This is a genomic window from Bradyrhizobium sediminis (assembly GCF_018736085.1).
Taxonomy (GTDB): Bacteria; Pseudomonadota; Alphaproteobacteria; order Rhizobiales; family Xanthobacteraceae; genus Bradyrhizobium; species Bradyrhizobium sediminis.
Genome location: NZ_CP076134.1, coordinates 1233109 through 1253592 on the forward strand (window position 1 = coordinate 1233109; position 20484 = coordinate 1253592).

General features: G+C 64.4%; 18 protein-coding genes and 1 tRNA gene. 12 read left to right on the forward strand and 7 right to left on the reverse strand.

Features of this window, described 5'->3' with window-relative positions; translation table 11 throughout:
- Nucleotides 1-270 precede the first annotated feature (270 nt).
- Nucleotides 271-399: a hypothetical protein gene (locus tag KMZ29_RS26850; protein WP_256442495.1), complete on the forward strand. Its 129-nt coding sequence runs from the start codon at nucleotides 271-273 to the stop codon at nucleotides 397-399.
- Nucleotides 400-429: 30 nt separating this feature from the next.
- On the opposite strand, the gene KMZ29_RS05910 is transcribed toward KMZ29_RS26850, so the two are convergent.
- From KMZ29_RS05910 to KMZ29_RS05925, 4 genes are all read right to left on the reverse strand, one after another.
- Nucleotides 430-657 (reverse strand): hypothetical protein, encoded by a 228-nt coding sequence (locus KMZ29_RS05910; RefSeq protein WP_215622855.1) that lies wholly within the window; start codon nucleotides 655-657, stop codon nucleotides 430-432.
- 65 nt (nucleotides 658-722) lie between these two features.
- Nucleotides 723-797 (reverse strand) — tRNA-Val (locus KMZ29_RS05915).
- A gap of 140 nt (nucleotides 798-937) precedes the next feature.
- Nucleotides 938-2221, reverse strand: a complete 1284-nt coding sequence (locus tag KMZ29_RS05920; RefSeq protein WP_215622856.1) for a coiled-coil domain-containing protein — start codon at nucleotides 2219-2221, stop codon at nucleotides 938-940.
- Nucleotides 2222-2356: 135 nt separating this feature from the next.
- Entirely contained in the window at nucleotides 2357-2962 is a 606-nt protein-coding gene (locus tag KMZ29_RS05925) for a DUF1134 domain-containing protein (protein ID WP_215622857.1), read from the reverse strand.
- A 110-nt stretch (nucleotides 2963-3072) separates the two neighbouring features.
- Here KMZ29_RS05925 and KMZ29_RS05930 point away from each other — a divergent pair, with 110 nt between their 5' ends.
- The gene (locus tag KMZ29_RS05930; RefSeq protein WP_215622858.1) at nucleotides 3073-3606 is read left to right on the forward strand and encodes a YHS domain-containing (seleno)protein; all 534 of its coding nucleotides are present in this window, start codon (nucleotides 3073-3075) and stop codon (nucleotides 3604-3606) included.
- 121 nt (nucleotides 3607-3727) lie between these two features.
- Here KMZ29_RS05930 and KMZ29_RS05935 read toward each other — a convergent pair whose 3' ends face one another.
- Entirely contained in the window at nucleotides 3728-4567 is an 840-nt protein-coding gene (locus KMZ29_RS05935) for a 3'(2'),5'-bisphosphate nucleotidase CysQ family protein (RefSeq protein WP_215622859.1), read from the reverse strand.
- 135 nt (nucleotides 4568-4702) lie between these two features.
- On the opposite strand from KMZ29_RS05935, the gene chpT reads away from it, so the two are divergent.
- The 6 genes from chpT (at nucleotide 4703) to KMZ29_RS05965 (ending at nucleotide 11340) form a co-directional block, all read left to right on the forward strand.
- On the forward strand, nucleotides 4703-5350 hold the full coding sequence (chpT, locus tag KMZ29_RS05940) for a histidine phosphotransferase ChpT (protein WP_215622860.1): 648 nt from the start codon (nucleotides 4703-4705) through the stop codon (nucleotides 5348-5350).
- A gap of 190 nt (nucleotides 5351-5540) precedes the next feature.
- The gene (locus KMZ29_RS05945; RefSeq protein WP_215622861.1) at nucleotides 5541-8291 is read left to right on the forward strand and encodes a hybrid sensor histidine kinase/response regulator; all 2751 of its coding nucleotides are present in this window, start codon (nucleotides 5541-5543) and stop codon (nucleotides 8289-8291) included.
- Between the two features lie 12 nt (nucleotides 8292-8303).
- A complete protein-coding gene (locus KMZ29_RS05950; protein ID WP_215622862.1) occupies nucleotides 8304-8774 on the forward strand; it encodes a chemotaxis protein CheW in 471 nt (156 codons plus the stop codon).
- A 72-nt stretch (nucleotides 8775-8846) separates the two neighbouring features.
- Nucleotides 8847-9212 carry a response regulator gene (locus KMZ29_RS05955; RefSeq protein ID WP_215622863.1) on the forward strand — a complete coding sequence of 122 codons (366 nt, stop codon included), beginning with the start codon at nucleotides 8847-8849 and terminating at the stop codon, nucleotides 9210-9212.
- Nucleotides 9213-9289: 77 nt separating this feature from the next.
- Nucleotides 9290-10474 (forward strand): protein-glutamate methylesterase/protein-glutamine glutaminase, encoded by a 1185-nt coding sequence (locus KMZ29_RS05960; RefSeq protein WP_215622864.1) that lies wholly within the window; start codon nucleotides 9290-9292, stop codon nucleotides 10472-10474.
- Entirely contained in the window at nucleotides 10471-11340 is an 870-nt protein-coding gene (locus KMZ29_RS05965) for a CheR family methyltransferase (RefSeq protein WP_215622865.1), read from the forward strand. Before KMZ29_RS05960 ends, KMZ29_RS05965 begins: the two co-directional genes overlap by 4 nt.
- A 107-nt stretch (nucleotides 11341-11447) precedes the next feature.
- Here the strand turns inward: KMZ29_RS05965 and KMZ29_RS05970 are convergent, their stop codons facing one another.
- On the reverse strand, nucleotides 11448-12605 hold the full coding sequence (locus KMZ29_RS05970; protein ID WP_215622866.1) for a glutathionylspermidine synthase family protein: 1158 nt from the start codon (nucleotides 12603-12605) through the stop codon (nucleotides 11448-11450).
- Between the two features lie 103 nt (nucleotides 12606-12708).
- On the opposite strand from KMZ29_RS05970, the gene KMZ29_RS26950 reads away from it, so the two are divergent.
- Nucleotides 12709-12897: a hypothetical protein gene (locus tag KMZ29_RS26950; protein ID WP_215622867.1), complete on the forward strand. Its 189-nt coding sequence runs from the start codon at nucleotides 12709-12711 to the stop codon at nucleotides 12895-12897.
- Nucleotides 12898-13027: 130 nt separating this feature from the next.
- Here the strand turns inward: KMZ29_RS26950 and KMZ29_RS05980 are convergent, their stop codons facing one another.
- Nucleotides 13028-13432: a DUF350 domain-containing protein gene (locus tag KMZ29_RS05980; RefSeq protein WP_215622868.1), complete on the reverse strand. Its 405-nt coding sequence runs from the start codon at nucleotides 13430-13432 to the stop codon at nucleotides 13028-13030.
- 238 nt (nucleotides 13433-13670) lie between these two features.
- Between KMZ29_RS05980 and KMZ29_RS05985 the strand changes: the two genes are divergently transcribed.
- The 3 genes from KMZ29_RS05985 (at nucleotide 13671) to KMZ29_RS05995 (ending at nucleotide 20433) form a co-directional block, all read left to right on the forward strand.
- Nucleotides 13671-15293: an ABC-F family ATP-binding cassette domain-containing protein gene (locus tag KMZ29_RS05985; protein ID WP_215622869.1), complete on the forward strand. Its 1623-nt coding sequence runs from the start codon at nucleotides 13671-13673 to the stop codon at nucleotides 15291-15293.
- Nucleotides 15294-15553: 260 nt separating this feature from the next.
- Nucleotides 15554-17353 (forward strand): adenylate/guanylate cyclase domain-containing protein, encoded by a 1800-nt coding sequence (locus KMZ29_RS05990; protein WP_215622870.1) that lies wholly within the window; start codon nucleotides 15554-15556, stop codon nucleotides 17351-17353.
- 281 nt (nucleotides 17354-17634) lie between these two features.
- The gene (locus KMZ29_RS05995; protein ID WP_215622871.1) at nucleotides 17635-20433 is read left to right on the forward strand and encodes a di-heme-cytochrome C peroxidase; all 2799 of its coding nucleotides are present in this window, start codon (nucleotides 17635-17637) and stop codon (nucleotides 20431-20433) included.
- Nucleotides 20434-20484: the final 51 nt, after the last annotated feature.

Consider the following 20484-nt stretch of genomic DNA (forward strand, 5'->3'; position numbering starts at 1 on the left):
GGCTCCACGTTAAGTCGGCAGGGGCGGTCTTCCCGGGCGCTACCACTCACCAGCACGAAGGCGCGGGGCGCAAGAGCGAAGCGCACGGCGCCCACGGAAATTTCGCCGAATTCCATGGGCTCCCGATGCGGTGGCATTGGTGCGGCGCAAGATGGTCGCGGCGATGCGGCCGGGAACCCGCAGGGCCCGGTCGCGATTATTGTCGATGGGTTGAACCTCGCGCCGCTGGCGCAGACTTAACCACCAGAGGCACCCCCCAAGGAGGCTGTCATGACCCACTGGCACGATACGATGGTGGAGAGGCCGGAATCCGATGGTGCGGTTTACGCGACGGGCTGGACGATCTCCGGTCTGGCCGTGCTCGGGACCGTGGTTGCGGTTTGGCTACTCGGGATTTGACGGCGTAGCCTCAAGGCCCGACCAAATACCCTATCGGTGCAGCGCCCGCTTGCCGGTCGCGAGCAATCCCAGCCTGCGGCCGGTCAACAGTCCCGCGACCACAATCAGGCACCAGACCGGCAGGAAGAACAGTGTCAGGATTCCGGCGTCCTCGGGTTCGGTTTGCAGCAGCCATTTCACGATACCCACCGGCGCAAACAGGCCGATCGCGCCTCCGGTCAGGCTGGCGATGAGAACGACGAGCTTTTGAGGGGGCATCGGCACCGGATCCGGCAATCGCTTCGCGCCAACTGACTGGCTTTGAGGAGCAGGCTGCAGAGGCATGGTGGACGCACAAGGGATCGAACCTTGGACCTCTCCCGTGTGAAGGGAACGCTCTCCCGCTGAGCTATGCGTCCGGGATTTTCGTGCAAAATCAAGAGCCGAAACACGGCGCTTGGGCGAACATTGCACGCTGTCGCTGCCCGCGATTTACGAAGTGCGGGGCCATAGTGTCAAGCTGCAAGGGTCGTTCGGCTACCGGCTGAACGACGAAGTTTCAGCCGGGCTGCTGCTGGCGGGCGCGGGAGGCGTGGGACTGCAGCGCCCGGATGCGCTCGGCCAGCGTGCCGCCGCCCTCGGAAACGCCGGTATTGGCGGCTGTGCCGTTGGCGGCCTTCGCCGCCTTCGGCGGGGGGGCCGGTTCCGCCGCCAGCATGGCCTCGATCGGCGAATTCGGCCCCTCGAGCTGCATCGCGAGCTTTGCCACTTCGGCGGCGATATCGTTGATGCGCTCGCGCAGCAGCGCATTTTCCATGCGCTCGGTCGCCCATGAGCTTTCGGCCTGCTGCTGGATCGCGTTGATGTCGCGCTGCAGCTTGGCGCGTTCGTCGCGCGCCACGGTGAGCTGTTCCTCGACGGCCGCTTTTTCGGCCTTCAGCTTTTCCAGCGCCGGCCATTTGCCGCTGTTGGTGGTGTTGAGTTCGTCGCGCGCTTCCTTGGCCGCTTGTTCCGCGGCGGCCAACGCCTGGCGCAGCTGGTTGTTTTCGACGTCGCGCTCGGCCAGAAGCTTGCCCTGGGTGGCAAGGCGGGCTTCCAGATCGTTGACGCGGTTGCCGAGCATTTCGGCTTCCTTGACCTGGATGATCAGCTGGCGGTCGAGATCGGTGACGCGCTGGCTCAAATTCTCGACGCGGCTGCGCGCCTCGGCGAGTTCGCGCGTCGCCTTCTCGGAATCGGTGCGCTCCTGTTCGAGCCGGGCTTGCGTGGCGGCAAATTCCTTTTCGGCGTCGCCGACGCGATTCTTGAGCGCGTCGATCTGGGTCCGCACCGCCACCAGTTCGACCTGGCGGCTTTCCGCCGTCATCGAACGCTCGGACAGTTCACTGTTGAGTTTCGCCAGCTCGGTTTGCTTGGCCTTGAGCGCCTGCTCGGCGTCGCGCAGCGATTCGGTCTTGGCGGTGAATTCCTCTTCGGTCGCCCGCAATTGTTCCTTGACCGCCTTCTCGCGCGCCTCGAGCGAAAAGATCGTGGCGTTCTTTTCGCCAAGCTCGAGCTTCATGCGATTGATCGCATCGGATTTCTTGCCGAGTTCGGCGAGCTGGCTGGTGGTCTTGTTCTTGAGCTGCTCGACGCTCATCTCGAGCCGCCGCGCCGACATCGCGAATTCCGCGCGCAGCTGGTCCTTGTCGGCCTGGATTTCGGCCATCGACAGCGGCGTCGCCGCTTCCAGCCGCCGGGTCGTCAGCCGCACCGCGCGGTTATGCACCAGCGGCACGATCATCAGCCCGAACAGCATCGAGACCAGAAAACCGATCGCCAGATACATGATCGGTTCGATCATGGAGGATACCCCTGCGAGAAAACTCTACTTTTCACAATGCCATGGGGGGCACGGGAAAGGCCAGCCTATTGCAGCGTTAACGTGAATTCGTAACCGGAGCGACGCTGGCGCGGGAACAGGCAGGAAATAGGCGCGTCAGAACGGGTTCCAGGTCGCGCGCGGGGTGTATTTCAGATAGCCGATGTTGGCGCCAAGCCGCAGCCCGATACCGGAGCGGATCGGCACCAGCACGATGTTGTTCGCGGTCAGCGCGGTCATGCCGAAGCCGCCGATGATATAGGCGGAGCCGTCGATGCCGACGAAGCGCTGGTAGATCGCGTTGGTCGCGGGCAGGTTATAGACCAGCGTCATGGTGCGTGCGCCGTCGCCGCCCCAGTCGAAGCCGACCGACGGTCCCTGCCAGTACACCCGCAAGTCGCCGGCGTTCTTGGTGTAGAGCGTGCCTTCGCCGTATCGCAAGCCGGCGACAAAGGCGCCGGAGCCTTCCTCGCCGAGGACGTAACCGTTCGGCAGGCCCCATTGGCTCACCGCGCGCTCGATCACCGAAGCCAGCCCGCGCGAGACGTTGCCGAAGAACTTGTGTCCGGCGTTGACCAGTTCGTCCGGCCCATAGGTGTTGGGGGTCGGCTGGCGCTGCGGTGGCGGCAATTGCGGCGGCGGCGCCTGCTGCGCGGAAGCGGGCACGGTCCAGCACATCAGCGCGGCTAGCGCTGCCGCGGCGAGGCGTGATGCGAAAATCATAAAAGAACCCCTGGGTATCGTATCCCGGCCACCGCCTTAACCTGATGCCAACAGGCACGGATTTAGGTTGCGTCCGGTGTCCCCCGACTCGGATGTTATCGGTACCAACTATGACGGCACAACGGCAGGAAGGAAATGGCAGCGGCCGCGGAGCGCATTTTCGCCCCGGAATAGCCTTGATCGGTTTGCTGACCGGCCTTGCAGGCCTGGTCGCGCTGGCCTGCTCCCCGTCGGCGGCCCGGGCCCAGACCACCGAGCGGGTGATCATGAACCGTTACAGCGGTCTGGCCATCGAGGGGTACGACCCGGTGGCCTATTTCGCCGACGGCCGCGCCGAGCTCGGCCGGCCGGACTTCGAGGCGTCGGAGGCGGGGGCGGTCTGGCGTTTCCGCAACGAGGGCAATCGCGCTTCCTTTGTTGCCCATCCCGAGATCTACGGTCCCCAGTTCGGCGGCTATGATCCCACCGGTCTGGCCCGCGGCGTCACCTATGCCGGCAACCCCCGGTTCTGGGCGATTGCGGGACAGCGGCTTTATTTGTTTGGCCGGGAAGAGAACCGCGATGCGTTCGCCGCCGACCCGGCGCCGATCCTGCGGGAGGCGAAGGCGCGCTGGCCGGCGCTGGAGCAAAATCTGGCGCAATAGGGCACACGCCGTCATTCCGGGGCGGTGCGCAGCACCGAACCCGGAATCTCGAGATTCCGGGTTCGCATCCAACAGGACCGCGCCTTGCGCGGACCCGTTGGATGCGCCCCGGAATGACATCTCACGGTTTGCCCGCCGCGGCAGGATCGCCCCAAGCGATGAATTCCGGCACGAGAAAGCCCTCCCGCCCGCCGCCGAATTGCAGCGCCGCGCCCCGGCTATCCGTGATCCTGCCGCCGGCCGCGGTAACGACGGCGTGGCCGGCCGCAACATCCCATTCGCTGGTCGGGGCGAGGCGGGGATAGATGTCGGCGGCGCCCTCCGCCACCCGGCCGAACTTCACCGCCGAGCCCAGCATCTCGCGGACCGCGCCGGGCCTCGCCGAAATAAAGGCTTCGGTCCGGGGATCGCCATGCGAGCGGCTGACGGCCACGATCCAGGGGGCGCCGGGCGGAGGATGCTTGCGGGTATGGATCGGTTCGGGCACCCCCAGCGACGTGCCGCCGACGGTCAGCCGCTCCGCGCCCCGGCCTACCAGCCCGCGCCAGATCAATCCCAGCGCCGGCGCGCCGACGATGCCCAACAGCGGCGTGCCTTTGGTCACCAGCGCGAGATTGACCGTGAACTCGTCGCGGCCGGCGACAAATTCCTTGGTGCCGTCGAGCGGATCGATCAGAAAGAAACTGTCGCCGTAGGGCGGCTTCGCCAGTTGGAAGCGCTCCTCGGACAGCGCCGGCAGCTCCGGAACAAGCCGCGCGAGCCCTTCGCCGATGATCCGGTCGGCGGCGAGATCCGCCTCCGTTACCGGCGAGCCATCGACCTTACCTTCGATCCTCATCGCGGCCCGGTTGACCGCGAGTATAGCCGCCCCGGCCTGGACCACGAGATCGGTCAGGGGCTCCATCAGCGCGGCCGCGGCATCGCGATCGATCACGGGGCCTGAGGAACGTGCCTCATTCATGGGCGGTGTCATCTACAGTCGTCTTTCCACTTGAGCTGCCTTGTGTTGGCAGCACGCGCGTCCGCAGTGTATCAAGCCAGCGAGCATGCGTGATTCGCCATGTCCGCGTCTGTCACGGATTTCCAGGAACATCTTATGTCCGGCACCCCGTCTCCCGGTCCCGCCCCCGACGCCCTCGAACTGGCGGCGCTGCTGTGCTCGCGGGTTTGTCACGATCTCATCAGTCCGGTCGGCGCGATCGTCAATGGGCTTGAGGTCCTCGACGACAATCCCAAACCGGAAGATCGCGAGTTTGCGCTCGAATTGATCCGCAAGAGCGCCAAGACAGCCTCGGCGCGGCTGCAGTTCTGCCGCCTGGCGTTCGGCGCTGCCGGATCGGCGGGCGCGCAGATCGATCTCGGCGACGCGCAGACCATGGCGCGCGGCCATCTCGAGGACGCCAAGACCACGATTGCGTGGAACTTGCCGCGGGTGCTGCTGCCGAAAAACCGGGTCAAGCTGCTCCTCAACATGATGGTGATTGCGCAGCAGACCATCCCGCGCGGCGGAGTGCTGACCGTCGATCCGGTCGGCGAAGGCGAGACATCAGGCTTTCGCGTCGCCGCCGCCGGGCTCAACGCCCGCATGCCGCAGAATATCGCCGATATGCTGAGTTCCGGCTCGGCCTCGAGCATCGATGCCCATGCCGTGCAGCCTTATTATACCCGGCTGCTGGCGCAGGCCTGCGGCTTGAATGTGGTGCTCGCACCCGAGGGCGAAGCGGTGGTCGTGACCGCCTCCTGAGGCGTGATGTGCGTAAACATGGTTAACCAAGCGTTTACAGCGCCCCCGGATTCAATGAAGCCGTCTTATCTCTTTGTTGAGCCCGTTCTTTTCCATTTGCTCAACCAATATTAAACGCTTTGCATAGAAGCTGGCCAAACTGCGAAAGGCGCGTCGATGTCGCGCGCCGGTGCGTTCGAAGGCCGGTTTCATGGATGATTTGTTGCGGGAGTTTTTGACCGAGACCAGCGAAAGCCTGGATACGGTCGACAACCAGTTGGTGAAGTTCGAGCAGGATCCGAACAACGCCAGGATTCTGGATAATATTTTCCGGCTGGTCCACACCATCAAGGGCACCTGCGGCTTTCTCGGCCTGCCGCGCCTCGAAGCGCTCGCCCATGCCGGCGAGACGCTGATGGGCAAATTCCGCGACGGAATGCCGGTCACCTCCGAAGCCGTCTCGCTGATCCTCTCCAGCATCGATCGTATCAAGGAAATTCTCGCAGGGCTCGAGGCCACCGAGGCCGAGCCCGAGGGCACCGACCAGGATCTGATCGATCCCTTGGTCGAACTGAGCATGCGCGCCTTCGAGCCGGAATCGCCAGCGTCGGCTTCGCCGATCGCGTCAGCGTCGGCTCCGCCGATCGCGCCGGCCGCTGCCATCGCCGATGTTCCCGCGGTGGCGCAGGGCACGCTGGTGCCGCAGGTGCTGGAGCGTCCGCTGCGTCCCGGCGAAGTGTCGCTGGATGAACTGGAGCGCGCGTTCCGCGAGACCGCCATCGAGGCCGCGCCTCCCATGGCGCCCGCGCCCAAGCCCGCGCAGCACGCTGCGCCAGCGGAAGAGAAGAAGCCGGCGGCGAAGAAGGCCGTTGCCGAGAAAAGAGCTGCTGCCGATCCCGAAGCAGCCGAAAATTCCGTCGCCAACCAGTCGATCCGCGTCAACGTGGACACGCTGGAACACCTGATGACGATGGTGTCGGAACTGGTGCTGACCCGCAATCAGCTGCTGGAGATATCGAGGCGCAACGAGGACACCGAGTTCAAGGTGCCGCTGCAGCGGCTGTCCAACGTCACCGCCGAACTGCAGGAAGGCGTCATGAAGACGCGGATGCAGCCGATCGGCAACGCCTGGCAGAAGCTGCCGCGGATCGTGCGCGACCTTTCCGGCGAACTTAACAAGCAGATCGAACTGGAGATGCACGGCGCCGACACCGAGCTCGACCGCCAGGTGCTCGATTTGATCAAGGATCCCCTGACGCACATGGTGCGCAACTCGGCCGACCATGGCCTGGAGACCCCGGCCGAGCGCGCCGCGGCCGGCAAGCCCGAGCAGGGCACCATCCGGCTGTCCGCCTATCACGAAGGCGGCCACATCATCATCTGCATCGCCGACAACGGAAGAGGCCTCAACACCGAGCGGATCAAGGCCAAGGCGGTCGCCAACGGCCTCGTCAGCGAAGCCGAACTCGAGAAGATGACGGAAGCGCAGATCCACAAGTTCATCTTCGCGCCCGGCTTCTCGACCGCAGCCACCGTCACCTCGGTGTCCGGCCGCGGCGTCGGCATGGACGTGGTGCGCACCAATATCGACCAGATCGGCGGCACCATCGACGTCAAGTCGGTGGCCGGCGAGGGCTCGTCCGTCACCATCAAGATCCCGCTGACGCTCGCCATCGTCTCGGCGCTGATCGTGGAAGCCGCCGGCGACCGCTTTGCCATTCCCCAGCTCTCGGTGGTCGAACTGGTGCGCGCCCGCGCCAATTCCGAGCACCGCATCGAGCGCATCAAGGACACCGCGGTGTTGCGGCTGCGCAACAAGCTGTTGCCGCTGATGCACCTGAAGAAGCTCTTGAAGATCGACGACGGCTCCTCCTCCGATCCGGAGAACGGCTTCATCGTGGTGACGCAGGTCGGCAGCCAGACCTTCGGCATCGTGGTCGACGGCGTGTTCCACACCGAAGAAATCGTGGTCAAGCCGATGTCGACCAAGCTGCGCCACATCGACATGTTCTCCGGCAATACCATCCTGGGCGATGGCGCCGTGATCATGATCATCGATCCCAACGGCATTGCGAAGGCGCTCGGCGCCGCAGGTTCAGCCTCCCACGAAATCGCCGACGAGAACGCCGCGTCCCGCGCCAGCGCCGCCGAGCAGCTGACCTCGCTGTTGGTGTTTCGCGCCGGTTCGACCCAGCCCAAGGCGGTGCCGCTCGGGCTCGTCACCCGGCTGGAGGAGCTCGCCACCGACAAGATCGAACTCTCCAACGGCCGCTACATGGTGCAGTACCGCGACCAGCTGATGCCGCTGGTGCAGATGGAAGGCGTCAGCGTCCAGAGCTCCGGATCGCAGCCGATCCTGGTGTTCGCCGATGACGGCCGCTCGATGGGGCTGGTGGTCGACGAGATCATCGACATCGTCGAGGAACGGCTCAACATCGAGGTCGCCGGCTCCAGGGACGGCATCCTGGGCTCGGCCGTGATCAAGGGCCAGGCCACCGAAGTGATCGACGTCGGCCACTTCCTGCCGATGGCGTTCGCCGACTGGTTCTCCCGCAAGGAGATGCGCCCCTCGGTATCGGCGCAGTCGGTGCTGCTGGTCGACGATAGCGCGTTCTTCCGCAACATGCTGGCGCCGGTGCTGAAGGCCGCGGGCTACAAGGTGCGGGTGGCGCCCAGCGCCCAGGAGGGCCTCTCCGCGCTGCGCTCGGGCCAGGCCTTCGACGTGGTGCTGACCGACATCGAGATGCCCGACATGAACGGCTTCGAGTTCGCGGAAGTTATCCGGGCCGATGCGCATCTGAGTTCGGTGCCGATCATCGCGCTGTCCTCGGTGGTGTCGCCGGCGGCGATCGAGCGCGGCCGGCTGGCCGGCTTCCACGACTACGTCGCCAAGTTCGACCGCCCCGGCCTGATCGCCGCGCTGAAGGAACAGACCGCCGAGATCTCCAGGGCCGCGGCCTAAAGGAAGAAGACCATGACCGACAAGACCCAGAGCACCGAAGGCGCCGTCTCCGAATACGTCACCGCGATGATCGGCGGCCAGCTGTTCGGCTTGCCGATCTCCCGCGTCCAGGACGTGTTCATGCCGGAACGGCTGACCCGGGTGCCGCTGTCGTCGAGCGAGATCGCCGGCGTGCTCAATCTGCGCGGCCGCATCGTCACCGTGGTGGACATGCGCGCCCGGCTCGGCCTGCCGAAGAACGACGACGGCAAGCCGCCGATGGCGGTCGGCGTCGACCTGCGCGGCGAATCCTACGGCCTCCTGATCGACCAGATCGGCGAGGTGCTCAAGCTTAACGACGACGGCCGCGAGGAAAACCCCGTCAACCTCGATCCCCGCATGGCCAAGCTTGCCGGCGGCGTGCATCGCCTCGACGGTCAGCTCATGGTCGTCCTCGACGTCGATCGCGTTCTCGAAATCGTGCCCGACCTGCTGGCGGCATAATGTCCGGCGGCGGACAAAGCGTAGAGCTGAGTGGAAACGTCCCTTTGGGATAGGGAAGAAGTAGAGGCTGATATGAGAACATGTCTTGTTGTCGATGACTCGAGCGTCATCCGAAAGGTTGCAAGGCGTATCCTGGAAGGCATGGACTTCCAGATCATCGAAGCCGAGGACGGCGAGAAGGCGCTCGAGGTCTGCAAGCGCGGCCTGCCCGATGCGATCCTGCTCGACTGGAACATGCCGATCATGGACGGCTACGAATTCCTCGGCAATCTGCGCCGAATGCCCGGCGGCGACGCGCCCAAGGTGGTGTTCTGCACCACCGAAAACGACGTCGCGCATATCGCGCGCGCGCTTCACGCCGGCGCCAACGAATACATCATGAAGCCGTTCGACAAGGACATCGTCACCGCGAAGTTCCAGGAAGTCGGCCTGATCTGATCTGCCTGTTTCGATCCGGCGGCTGAACGGCCCCTCGGTATTTTTCTAGTGCCGCTCTCAGTTGCGTCTGGTGATTAATGAGTGTTGCGTTGGCAAGTTCCCCGACTTCGAATTCGACGCAGCAGGAGCCGCTGCGGGTGATGGTGGTCGATGACTCCGTCGTCATTCGCGGACTGATTTCCCGCTGGGTCGGATCCGAACCGGACATGGTGGTCGCGGCATCGCTGCGCACCGGCCTCGACGCCGTCAACCAGATCGAGCGCGTCAATCCCGACGTCGCCGTGCTCGATATCGAAATGCCCGAACTCGACGGCATTTCCGCGCTGCCCTTGCTGCTGGCGAAGAAGCGCAACCTCATCATCATCATGGCTTCGACGCTGACCCGCCGCAACGCGGAGATCAGCTTCAAGGCGCTGTCGCTCGGTGCGTCCGACTACATTCCGAAGCCGGAAAGCACCCGAGAACAGGCCGCCGCCGAGACGTTTCACCATGACCTGATCCAGAAGATACGTTCGCTCGGCGCCAAGCTGCGCCGCAACGTTCCGGCTTCGCCAAATCTTCCTGGGACTGGTCATCATACGACAAATCCGCCTCCGGCGCCGGATCGGCCGCGCGAGCCATTGTCCCGGCCGCCGGTTGCCCAGCCGCCGCTGGTGCGCCGCGCGTTCAGCAGCCACGCGCCGCGCGCGCTTCTGATCGGTTCCTCGACCGGCGGACCGCAGGCGCTGATGACGCTGGTCGGCGAGATCGGCGCGGTGATCGATCGCTTCCCCGTGCTGATCACCCAGCACATGCCGCCGACCTTCACGACGATTCTGGCGGAGCATCTGGCACGCTCGAGCCATCGGCCGGCGCATGAAGCCGTCGACGGCGAGATCGTCAAGGCCGGCCAGATCTATCTCGCGCCGGGCGGCCGCCATATGCGGGTCGTGCGCCGCGGCACGGATGTCGCGATCGCGCTCGATGACGGGCCGCCGGTCAATTTCTGCAAGCCGGCCGTCGACCCTCTGTTCAGCTCCGCGATCGATGTCTGGCAGGGCGGGATTCTGGCCGTCGTGCTCACCGGCATGGGTTCGGACGGGATGCGCGGCGGCAAGGAGATCGTCGCGGCCGGCGGCAGCGTGATCGCCCAGGACGAAGCTACCAGTGTGGTGTGGGGAATGCCGGGCGCCGCCGCCAATGCGGGGATATGCTCCGCCATTCTGCCGCTCGGTCAGATCGCGCCGAAACTGGTCCGGTTGTTTTCGGGGGATCGCTCGTGACGCCGTTGGACTATGAGTTTCTGCGCAAGCTTCTGAAGGAACGTTCCGGTCTCGACCTGTCCGCCGACAAGCAATATCTGGTTGAAAGCCGATTGGTTCCGCTGGCGCGTAGGACTGGCCTGCCCGGAATTCCCGAACTCGTGGCCAGGCTCAGGGGCGGAGCCGACCGGCTGACGTCGGAGGTGGTCGAGGCGATGACCACCAACGAGACGTTCTTTTTCCGCGACAAGATTCCGTTCGATCATCTGAAGGAAGCGGTGTTGCCGGCGCTGGTGCAGGCGCGCGCCAGCCGCCGCGCCTTGCGCATCTGGTGCGCGGCTTCGTCCACCGGCCAGGAACCGTATTCGATCGCGATGTGCGTGAAGGAATTCGCCGGCCTGACGGGATGGCGGGTCGAGATCGTTGCGACCGATCTGTCGCAGGAAGTGCTCGAGAAGTCGAAGGCGGGAATCTACAGCCAGTTCGAGGTGCAGCGCGGCCTGCCGATCCAGATGCTGGTCGAGTATTTCAAGCAGACGGGGGAGTTGTGGCAGCTCAATGCCGATATCCGCGGCATGGTGCAGCATTACCAGTTGAACCTGCTGCAGGACTTTTCCCATCTCGGAACCTTCGACGTGATCTTCTGCCGCAACGTCCTGATCTATTTCGACCATGACACCAAGACCGGTATTTTCGACCGTCTTGCAAGGATGCTCGAACCCGACGGCGTGCTGGCGCTGGGGGCGGCCGAGTCCGTGGTCGGAATAACCGACGCCTTCAAGCCCTATCCGGAGCGGCGCGGGCTTTACCGTCCGAACGCGGCCCGGGCCGTGCGCGCCGGTGCCGCGCCGGCTGCGCTGAAGCTGGTTGCCGCCGCCGCGCGCTAGAGCATCCCGGTTCTGATTGAATCAGAACCGGGCTCCAGTTTTTTGTTTTGACGCGTTTTCTTTGCGCGAACCGGTGCCCACTTCGCTCGAAAACGCTATTGCAGGATTCACAGGATCGCATGCGGCAGGAACCGCGAGGTGTTGCCGGTGATCGGATTTTCGTCCTCGCGGATCGATAATCCGCACGGCGTGTGGTCGATCAGCCAGCTGCCGAGCACCGGATACTGATCCGAAAAATTCGGCAGCGGCGCCAGGGCCTGGCGGACAAAACCCTCGGCGCCGTACGGTCCCTGCTGTTCCACCAGCGTGACGCCGCTGCTGACCAGCGCCACATTGGCGCCCTCGCGGGAATACAGCGGCTTGCGCACGAAGGAGGCGCCGAGCCGTGCGGCTTCCGGATCATCCTCGAAATAGGCCGGCAGCAAGTTCGGGTGATGCGGAAACATCTCCCACAGCAGGGGCAGAATGCCCTTGTTGGAAAGGATGGCCTTCCACGGCGGCTCGATCCAGCCGGTCGGCGCCCTGGCGAGCCCGGAGCCGAACGCATCGTGAAACATCCATTCCCAGGGATAGAGCTTGAACGCCAGCTCGATTTCGCGGTTGTCGAGATCGACGAAGCGGCCGTCGTCGCGCAGCCCGATGTCCTCGATGTCGATCAAGGTGGTCGACAGGCCCGCTTGTCTCGCGGTGTCCTCGAGATAGGCCAGCGTGCCGGCATCCTCGGTATTTCCGGTGGTGCCGGTGAGATGCAGGTGGCGTCCCCCGGCGAGCTTCTTCCACGCCTCGATCAGGCGCTCGTGGATCGAATTGAACTGGTCGGCGCGCACGGGGATGATGCGCCGTTCGATCGCCTGTTCCAGCCAGCTCCATTGAAACACCGCCGCCTCGAAGATCGAGGTCGGCGTGTCGGCGTTGTATTCCAGCAGTTTCGCCGGCCCTCGCCCGTCGAAACAAAGATCGAGCCGGCCGTAGAGGCTGCTCGCGTCCTCGTGCCAGCTTTCCGAGATCAGGGGCCAGAACGCTTCCGGTATCTTCAACCGGCGCAGCATGCGTTCGTCATCGACCGCATGGCCGACGAGTTCGAGACACATGGCGTCGATTTCGCCGGTGGGCTCTTCGATCCGGCGCTCGATTTCGTCGAGCGAGAACGCATAGTAAGCGCGCTCGTCCCAATAGCGCTCGCCGTCGATGGTGTGGAAATCGAACCCGGTTGCCTCGGCGGTTTGGCGCCAGTCGTCACGCTCGGGGCAAGTAATGCGCTGCATGGACGGCCGCTAACCACCGCCGGAAAAATGCGAGCTGAAGGCGTGCGCAAACCCGCCGAAGCCGCCGCGCGTCACATGGCCAGATCCGGAATCGGACGGCGAGGTGCCCGATGACGCATGGCTCGACGAGGAATCGCTGCTGAAAAAGCTGCTGCGCGACGACGTTCCGCCTGACGAGCCGCGGCTGGATGAAGATCCGCGCGACCGGCATTCGGTGCCGGTCTGCGTTCCCGACGGCGCCGCCATTCCCGGCTTGTTCGGCTCGCAGTTCTCGCTCGGCATCAGCGCATAGGCGCCACCGCCGACGGCAAGGGTGCCCATCAACAGCAGCGCCACGTGGTTGGAGCGCTTCGCGGGCGGGGCTGCGGGGACCGCAACCGGCCGGCGCCTCCCGAAATCCTTTTTTGGTTTCTCGGTCATGCTCAATAGATCATCGAAGCCGCGTTGAGCGCGCCGGCGGCGAGCGAGGCAAGCCCGAGCCAGATCGCAGGCGCAAGCTCGCCGGCTGCGATCCGCGCCGACAGGTTGGGCACCGGTATCCTGACCACGAAATAGACGACGATCTGAACGATCAGCGCGATCGCGCTCCAGACCAGGCAATCCACGACATTGGCGGAGTGCGCGATGGCGCTGACCACGGGCAGCACGAAGCCGAGCAGGCTCAAGCCCAGCGCGATTGCGGCCGACGGCACGTTGTCGCGGATCAGCTGGAATTCATCGTGATGCGTGACGCGGGTGTAGACGAAGAGATAGGCGAGCACGGCGACCAGCGCCGTGCAGAAATAGACCAGAAACGCCGGCAATCCGGCGAGAGATTGAAGAATCATCCTGGGCGCCCTCAGTCCTGCCATCGCAGGGTTGCACGATCCCTCTGTCGGCGCACGCGAGGCCCGCGTTCAATCCCCAAACAAAAACCCCGCCATTTGGGCGAGGGCCGGCCGGGCAGGCGGGAGCCTCCTTTTTTCGGGCATGGGAACGGGTAGCTGGGCCGCCCGGAATGCCCTTCCTTGGGCGCGCCACATGGAATAAGAGCGGCGCAACAATTTCCCTTTCCCTCAGGCAAAAATGATCCGTCTCGACAATATCAGCAAGCAGAATGGCCACCAGATCCTGTTCATCGAGGCCTCCGCGGCGCTCCAGAGGGGCGAGAAGGTCGGCCTCGTCGGTCCCAACGGGTCCGGCAAGACCACGCTGTTCCGGATGATCACCGGCCAGGAGCAGCCCGACGAGGGCCAGGTCGCCGTCGATCGCGGCGTTACCATCGGTTATTTCAGCCAGGACGTCGGCGAGATGGCCGGCCGCAGCGCCGTGTCCGAGGTGATGGATGGCGCCGGCCCGGTCAGCGCCGTGGCGGCCGAGCTGAAGGAACTCGAGGCCGCGATGGGCGATCCCGACCGCGCGGACGAGATGGAGAAAATCATCGAGCGCTACGGCGAGGTGCAGGGGCGTTTCGAGGAACTGGACGGCTACGCCCTGGAGGGGCGGGCGCGCGAGGTGCTCGCAGGGTTAAGCTTCACCCAGGAGATGATGGACGGCGATGTCGGCGCGCTGTCGGGCGGCTGGAAAATGCGCGTGGCGCTGGCCCGCATCCTCTTGATGCGTCCCGACGCCATGCTGCTGGACGAACCGAGCAACCATCTCGACCTCGAGAGCCTGATCTGGCTCGAGCAGTTCCTGAGGGGGTATGAGGGTTTGCTGCTGATGACCTCGCACGACCGCGAGTTCATGAACCGCATCATCGACAAGGTGGTGGAGATCGACGGCGGTCAGCTGACCACCTATTCGGGCAATTACGAGTTCTACGAACAACAACGCGCCCTGAGCGAGAAGCAGCAGCAGGCCCAGTTCGAGCGCCAGCAGGCGATGCTCGCCAAGGAGATCAACTTCATCGAGCGCTTCAAGGCGCGCGCCTCCCACGCCGCCCAGGTGCAGAGCCGGGTCAAGAAGCTGGAGAAGATCGAGCGGGTGGAGCCGCCGCGGCGGCGCCAGACGGTGGCGTTCGATTTCCTGCCGGCGCCGCGTTCGGGCGAGGACGTCGTCAGCCTGAAAAATGTGCAGAAGGGTTATGGCAACCGCAGCATCTATGACGGGCTGGACTTCCAGGTGCGCCGCAGGGAGCGCTGGTGCGTGATGGGCGTCAACGGTGCCGGCAAGTCCACGCTGCTGAAGCTGGTGGCGGGCTCCACCGAGCCGGACGACGGCACCGTGGCGCTCGGCGGCAGCGTGAAGATGGGTTACTTCGCCCAGCACGCCATGGACCTCCTGGACGGCGAGCGCACGGTGTTCGAGTGGCTGGAGGATTCGTTTCCGCAGGCCGGGCAGGGTAGCTTGCGCGCGCTGGCCGGCTGCTTCGGATTCTCCGGCGACGACGTGGAGAAGAAGTGCCGGGTACTGTCGGGCGGCGAGAAGGCGCGGCTGGTGATGGCGAAGATGCTGTTCGACCCGCCGAACTTCCTGGTGCTGGACGAGCCCACCAACCATCTGGACATGGCGACCAAGGAGATGCTGATCAACGCGTTGTCCGAATTCGAGGGCACCATGCTGTTCGTCTCGCACGACCGGCATTTCCTGGCCGCCCTGTCCAACCGGGTGCTGGAACTGACGCCCGAGGGCATTCATCAGTATGGCGGCGGCTACACGGAGTATGTCGCGCGCACCGGCCAGGAAGCACCGGGCCTGCGTAGCTGAGAGGCGGAAGCGCGAACGCCCAGAGGTGTTTGTGCGCTTATTACACAACTTTTAGATGAAGTTGTCGGTGATCTTTGCCGCAATCGCGACGGTTGGGTAACCTGTTCAGGATCAGCTCGCGCCTTGCGCGGCGGCAATGCTGTCTCCCGCCTGTCACATACATGCGAACTGGCATCTGGCGGCGACAGGTGGTTTAAAAGCAACAGGATTCGGTCAGCCGGCCACCCACCCTAAGGGCTGCGAGTTCAGGGGCACAGGAGATGGAGAGACGCCTAGCGGCCATAGTCTGCGCGGACGTCGCCGGTTATTCGCGAATGATGGGCGCCGACGAGGAAGGCACCCACGCCGCGTTCAAGGCCCATCGAAGCGCGATCTATCCGATCATTCTCAATCACGGCGGCCGGCTCGTGAAGAACACCGGCGACGGCTTCCTGCTGGAGTTTCCGAGTGTCGTCGGCGCGATCGAGTCCGGGATCGCCATGCAGGGGCTGATGGTGGAACGCAACGACCAGCTCCCTGCGGATCGGGTGATGCAATTTCGTCTCGGCGTTCACATGGGAGATGTGATCGCCGACGAGGACGAAGTGTTCGGGGACGGTGTCAACATCGCCGTCCGCCTCGAGGCGATTGCCGCGCCCGGCGGCGTAGCCGTTTCGGCGAAGGCCTACGACGAGGCCAGCAAGCACCTCAGCGCTCCCTTTGTCGACGCCGGTACGCACCGTTTCAAGAACATCGCCGAACCGGTGCATGTCTGGACCTGGAAGCCGGTCGGATATGACGACGCCGGCCGGGAGCAGAAGACCGCGACGAACCTGCCCGCTCAATATCGAACGGCGATCGTGGGCGTGCTTCCATTTGCGAATCTCAGTGACAGCGCTGACGAGTATTTTTCCGATGGTCTCACCGAGGACCTGATCCACGCCCTGTCGCTGCAGTCGTTTTACCGCGTGCTGAGCAGGAACTCGACCTTCGCCTTCAAAGGCAAGAGCCTGAGCACCCGCCTGATCGCGCGGGAAATCGACGCAACCTATCTGATCCAGGGTTCGGTGCGCCGCGCCGGCAGCAAGGTTCGCGTCACCGCCGAGCTGATCGCTCCCGAGAATGGCGAGCAATTATGGACCGGCCGCTATGACCGCGACATCGGCGATCTGTTCGCCATGCAGGACGAAATCACCACCAATCTCTGCGCGGCATTGGCCCCGGAGATCTATCGCGCCGAAGCTTCCGCGCCGGCGCGGTCGTCGTCCACCGATCTGACCGCGTGGGACCGGTTCCTGCGCGGGCTTTCTCACTACTACAAGCCGACCAAGGCGGATTACGAAGCCTCGATCGAATTGTTCAGGGAGGCGATCGCGCTCGATCCGGCGCTTTCGATCGCACGCGCCTATCTTGCCACCATCCTGGTGCAGGGCGTGCAGTTCGGCTGGATCAAGAGCACCAGTGAATTATGGCGCGAGGCGATGGAACTGGCGGAAAGCAGTGTCCGGCTCGATCCGCGTTCGTCGTTCGCATTTTCGATTCTCGCCTATGTGCAGGCGATGGAGGGCTATCACGACGCCGCCATGGACGCCGCGCGCAAGGCGGTCGAATTGAACCCCTACGACATGGGCGCGCGCGGCGTGCTCGGCATATGTCACCTCGTGATCGGCGAGCATCGGCAGGCCATCGAGCTGTTTTCGACGGCCGTGCAGCGCGGCAACAGCGACCCGCGGTATCAGTGGCCGGCCTTGAGTGCGTTCAGCCACTACCTGCTCCGGCAATATGACGCGTCGCTGTCCTGGGCCCGCGAAGCCCTGTACCTGAACCCCAATCATCTTCAGGTGCTCTGTGTCCGGGCGGCGGCGCTTGCGCAATTGGACCGGACCGAGGAAGCAGCCAAGGCCGTCGAAGTCCTGCTCGGAAGCTTTCCGGGCCTCACCGTCGAACGGCACCTGAAGAATTTCCGCTGGAAATCCCCGGCCGACACCGCCCACTACCGGGACGGGCTTCTGAAAGCCGGCGTCCCCCTGCGCAACCTGACCCTCGTCGGGTCTGGCTCGAAACGGACGGCCAATACCTAGGACGCGGTCAGCGCGCGTAACATTCCGCTGGCGCTCCTGGGGCTCGACTTCCGCAATCTGGCCTGGTGCGGCCGAAGAAGCCTCCGGCCGACGCACGAGGCCCGTGGGGAACGCCGTTCCGGCTCGGACTCCAATTGACTCGGATTCGGATTCCGCCAAAACTCCGCTGCAGCTTAAGGTAGCGTGCCGCAGGCAAATTCGCCTTTTTCAAATCAGGGCGAGTCAGTTTCATATTTTCATAATGCTTTTCAGGAATTCGTTGCTTTTCAGGATTCAGATCCATGCAAGACGACAGCATTCATAGAGCGGGCGGCGCCGCTGTTTCGCAGATTCCGGTTTCGCCCAACAATCCGTGCCCCTTCCTGCGCGCCGTCGTGGCGGAAGGTTTCGTCGGCGGCCACATCGTGCCGATCCCGGAGCTGTGCAGGACCGTCGAGGCCGCCAGCGGCAAGACCGGACTGCAGATGAAGCTGGTCGGCCTGAAGACCTACCCGGTCGCCCTGATCGCCAACGGCCTTAGTCCCTTGCGCCTGTTGCGCAGCTGGTGGTCAGGCGCAGAGCTCGACGCGCTACGCAATGGTCCCTTGGACAAGCATGGCGTCGGCTCGCGCATCCTGGACGCGAACGCCCAGGTGCACGAGAACGAAATCGTCCGTCTCGCCGGATTCGGAAAGGAACGGCAGGACCCGTCCGGCGGAGTCGAGATCGGGCTGACGAGCAGCGAGATCACGACCTACATGAACGCGAATTTCGCGCGCGCCAAGGGGCACCGGCGCTGGTTCGACCGGCTGTTGATGAACGGCGAATGGCCGGTTTTGCTGGATATCATGGGCAAGGGTGAGGGCAGGGGTCGCTACCTCAGCGTGGCGGAGATCAGAACGCTGTTCGTCGACCGCCGGCTGCCCGACCGCATCAACGCGCGCCTGGCGTCGCAGCCGGCAACGGCGCCTGCGCACGGTCCGCTGCGCAAGGCCCTCAAAGTCGCGGTTTGGCTGGTGGCGTTGGCCGTCGCGGCGATCGTGGCGATCGCCGAATTTCCCAACCAGGTCGGCAAGATCGTGCCGCCGCTGGCGCAGGTGCTGCCGCCGCCGCTGCCGGACAGCGCCCCGGCAAAGGAAGCACATTGGCTCGACCAGAACTGGCCGACGGAGAGGAGGCACTGGTTCCACCATGCAAGCCAGGGCACGGCGACCTTCCCGGTGCCCTATGCCTGGTTTCTCGCGCTGGAACAGCCAGGCATTCACTTGTTCACCCGACCCGGCATGCTCGCCGACAGCGCTTACCTCGAGCGGTTCGGCTTTCTTCCAAGCCCCAAATCCGTCGATACGGATGCCGCGAGTCTGCGCCGCTTTGGCTATTCAGCTACCTCCGATGCCAAGACCGAGCCGGCGCCGAAATTGGCGGCGGGTTTGCAGCCGACGCCGGCCGAGAATTTCGACGGCCTGCCGGTCGGTTTCGCGCGAATGAACGGGGTCACCAACCCCGGCACCGGCGCCCCCGAGGCCGACAAGATCGGGCTGACCTGTGCGGCCTGTCACACCGGGCATATCAATTACAAGGGCGTCAGCGTGCGCTATGATGGTGGCCCGGCCACGGTGAACCTGAAAAAGCTCGAGCTCGCGACCGGCCTGTCCATTGCCTACACCACGTGGGTGCCCGGCCGTTTCAACCGTTTCGCGACGCGGGTACTCGGTCCCGATGCCAGCAAGGATGAGCGCGACAAGCTCAAGAAGGGGCTGACGGAGATTCGCGACTTCCTGCTCGCCCAGATCAAGATCTATCAGAAAGCGATCGACAGCAGGAAAGGGTTCGACGGCAACAAGCAGAAGGATACCGAGGAAGGATTCGGGCGGCTCGACGCGCTGAACCGGATCGGCAATCAGGTCTTCTACACCGATCTGGTGATGTCGGGTCTCGCCGGATATGAAAAGAACCTGTACGCGGTTGATGCGCCGGTCAGTTTCCCGCCGATCTGGAGCGTGCCGTGGTTCTGGTGGGCGCAATACGACGCCTCGATCGAGCAGCCCTTGATCCGCAACGCCGGTGAGGCGCTCGGCGTTTCCGCGCTGGTCAATCTTTCACCCAATCCTCCCCCGGAGGCATTGTTCCGCTCGTCTGTCGCCCTCAACAATCTCGTCTACATCGAAGACATGTTGCGCGGCCCCGATCCTTTTCGCCAGAATCCGAAAGGTTTCGCCGGGCTGAAATCGCCGGAATGGCCGTCCAGGATCTTCGCCGGCGATCCGGCATGGAAGATCAAACCCGAGCGCGTCGCCAGGGGCCGTGCGATTTACGCGGAGATCTGCGTCGAGTGCCATCTCGGACCGGTCGCCGACCCCGTATTCGGCACGCAATTCCCGGACAAGAGCTTCTGGTCCTCGGATCGCTGGAAGAACCGCGACAGCGCGGATCCCGTGCTGAACCCCGTCCAGAAGGGCGTGGCCGGCATGGGAACGGATCCCGCCCAGGCCAATGTTCTCGCAAAACGGCCGGTCGAGATTCCAGGCTTCTTCAACCTGCAGCCCGCACGCGACCTCGACTCGCGGGGGAAATGTGCCGATCTTCCCGCCTACTCTTCGACGGAGATGCCGTTCGCCATCGCGCTGATGATCGTGGTGGACAAGGTCAGCGACAAATGGATGAAAGACCGCAAGCTTTCGGAGACGGATCAGGCCGCGCTGTGGGGGCCGCGGAAGAACTGTCCCAATACCGCGCCAAACGGACCGCATTATCGCGCGCGCCCGCTGAACGGCGTCTGGGCGACCGCTCCCTATCTCCACAACGGTTCGGTGCCCTCGCTGTATTGGATGCTCAAGCCCGCGGCCGAGCGTCCGAAGCAGTTCTGCATGGGCGCCCGCGACTTCGATCCGGAACACGTCGGTTTTCGTGTCGCGACATCCTGCAAGACCGGCGAAACCCTGTTCTCGATGACGGACAGCGACGGCAAGCCGATCCACGGCAACAGCGTTCTCGGCCATTCGCTGGAGGGGACGCCGGGGCCAGGCAAGAACGGCGTGATCGGCCGGATGCTGACCGAGGATGAGCGGTTCGACCTGATCGAGTATCTGAAGACGCTGTAGAGGGCGGGGGCCGCCGCTTCAATTTGTGGGCCTCGAGCCTGCCGGCTTGCG

What these genes read in the sequence shown, in the direction of transcription:
- KMZ29_RS26850 (WP_256442495.1), top strand. Translation starts at nt 271, where the DNA reads ATGACCCACTGGCACGATACGATGGTGGAGAGGCCGGAATCCGATGGT.
- KMZ29_RS05910 (WP_215622855.1), bottom strand. Translation starts at nt 657, where the DNA reads ATGCCCCCTCAAAAGCTCGTCGTTCTCATCGCCAGCCTGACCGGAGGC.
- KMZ29_RS05920 (WP_215622856.1), bottom strand. Translation starts at nt 2,221, where the DNA reads ATGATCGAACCGATCATGTATCTGGCGATCGGTTTTCTGGTCTCGATG.
- KMZ29_RS05925 (WP_215622857.1), bottom strand. Translation starts at nt 2,962, where the DNA reads ATGATTTTCGCATCACGCCTCGCCGCGGCAGCGCTAGCCGCGCTGATG.
- KMZ29_RS05930 (WP_215622858.1), top strand. Translation starts at nt 3,073, where the DNA reads ATGACGGCACAACGGCAGGAAGGAAATGGCAGCGGCCGCGGAGCGCAT.
- KMZ29_RS05935 (WP_215622859.1), bottom strand. Translation starts at nt 4,567, where the DNA reads ATGAATGAGGCACGTTCCTCAGGCCCCGTGATCGATCGCGATGCCGCG.
- chpT (WP_215622860.1), top strand. Translation starts at nt 4,703, where the DNA reads ATGTCCGGCACCCCGTCTCCCGGTCCCGCCCCCGACGCCCTCGAACTG.
- KMZ29_RS05945 (WP_215622861.1), top strand. Translation starts at nt 5,541, where the DNA reads ATGGATGATTTGTTGCGGGAGTTTTTGACCGAGACCAGCGAAAGCCTG.
- KMZ29_RS05950 (WP_215622862.1), top strand. Translation starts at nt 8,304, where the DNA reads ATGACCGACAAGACCCAGAGCACCGAAGGCGCCGTCTCCGAATACGTC.
- KMZ29_RS05955 (WP_215622863.1), top strand. Translation starts at nt 8,847, where the DNA reads ATGAGAACATGTCTTGTTGTCGATGACTCGAGCGTCATCCGAAAGGTT.
- KMZ29_RS05960 (WP_215622864.1), top strand. Translation starts at nt 9,290, where the DNA reads ATGAGTGTTGCGTTGGCAAGTTCCCCGACTTCGAATTCGACGCAGCAG.
- KMZ29_RS05970 (WP_215622866.1), bottom strand. Translation starts at nt 12,605, where the DNA reads ATGCAGCGCATTACTTGCCCCGAGCGTGACGACTGGCGCCAAACCGCC.
- KMZ29_RS05980 (WP_215622868.1), bottom strand. Translation starts at nt 13,432, where the DNA reads ATGATTCTTCAATCTCTCGCCGGATTGCCGGCGTTTCTGGTCTATTTC.
- KMZ29_RS05985 (WP_215622869.1), top strand. Translation starts at nt 13,671, where the DNA reads ATGATCCGTCTCGACAATATCAGCAAGCAGAATGGCCACCAGATCCTG.
- KMZ29_RS05990 (WP_215622870.1), top strand. Translation starts at nt 15,554, where the DNA reads ATGGAGAGACGCCTAGCGGCCATAGTCTGCGCGGACGTCGCCGGTTAT.
- KMZ29_RS05995 (WP_215622871.1), top strand. Translation starts at nt 17,635, where the DNA reads ATGCAAGACGACAGCATTCATAGAGCGGGCGGCGCCGCTGTTTCGCAG.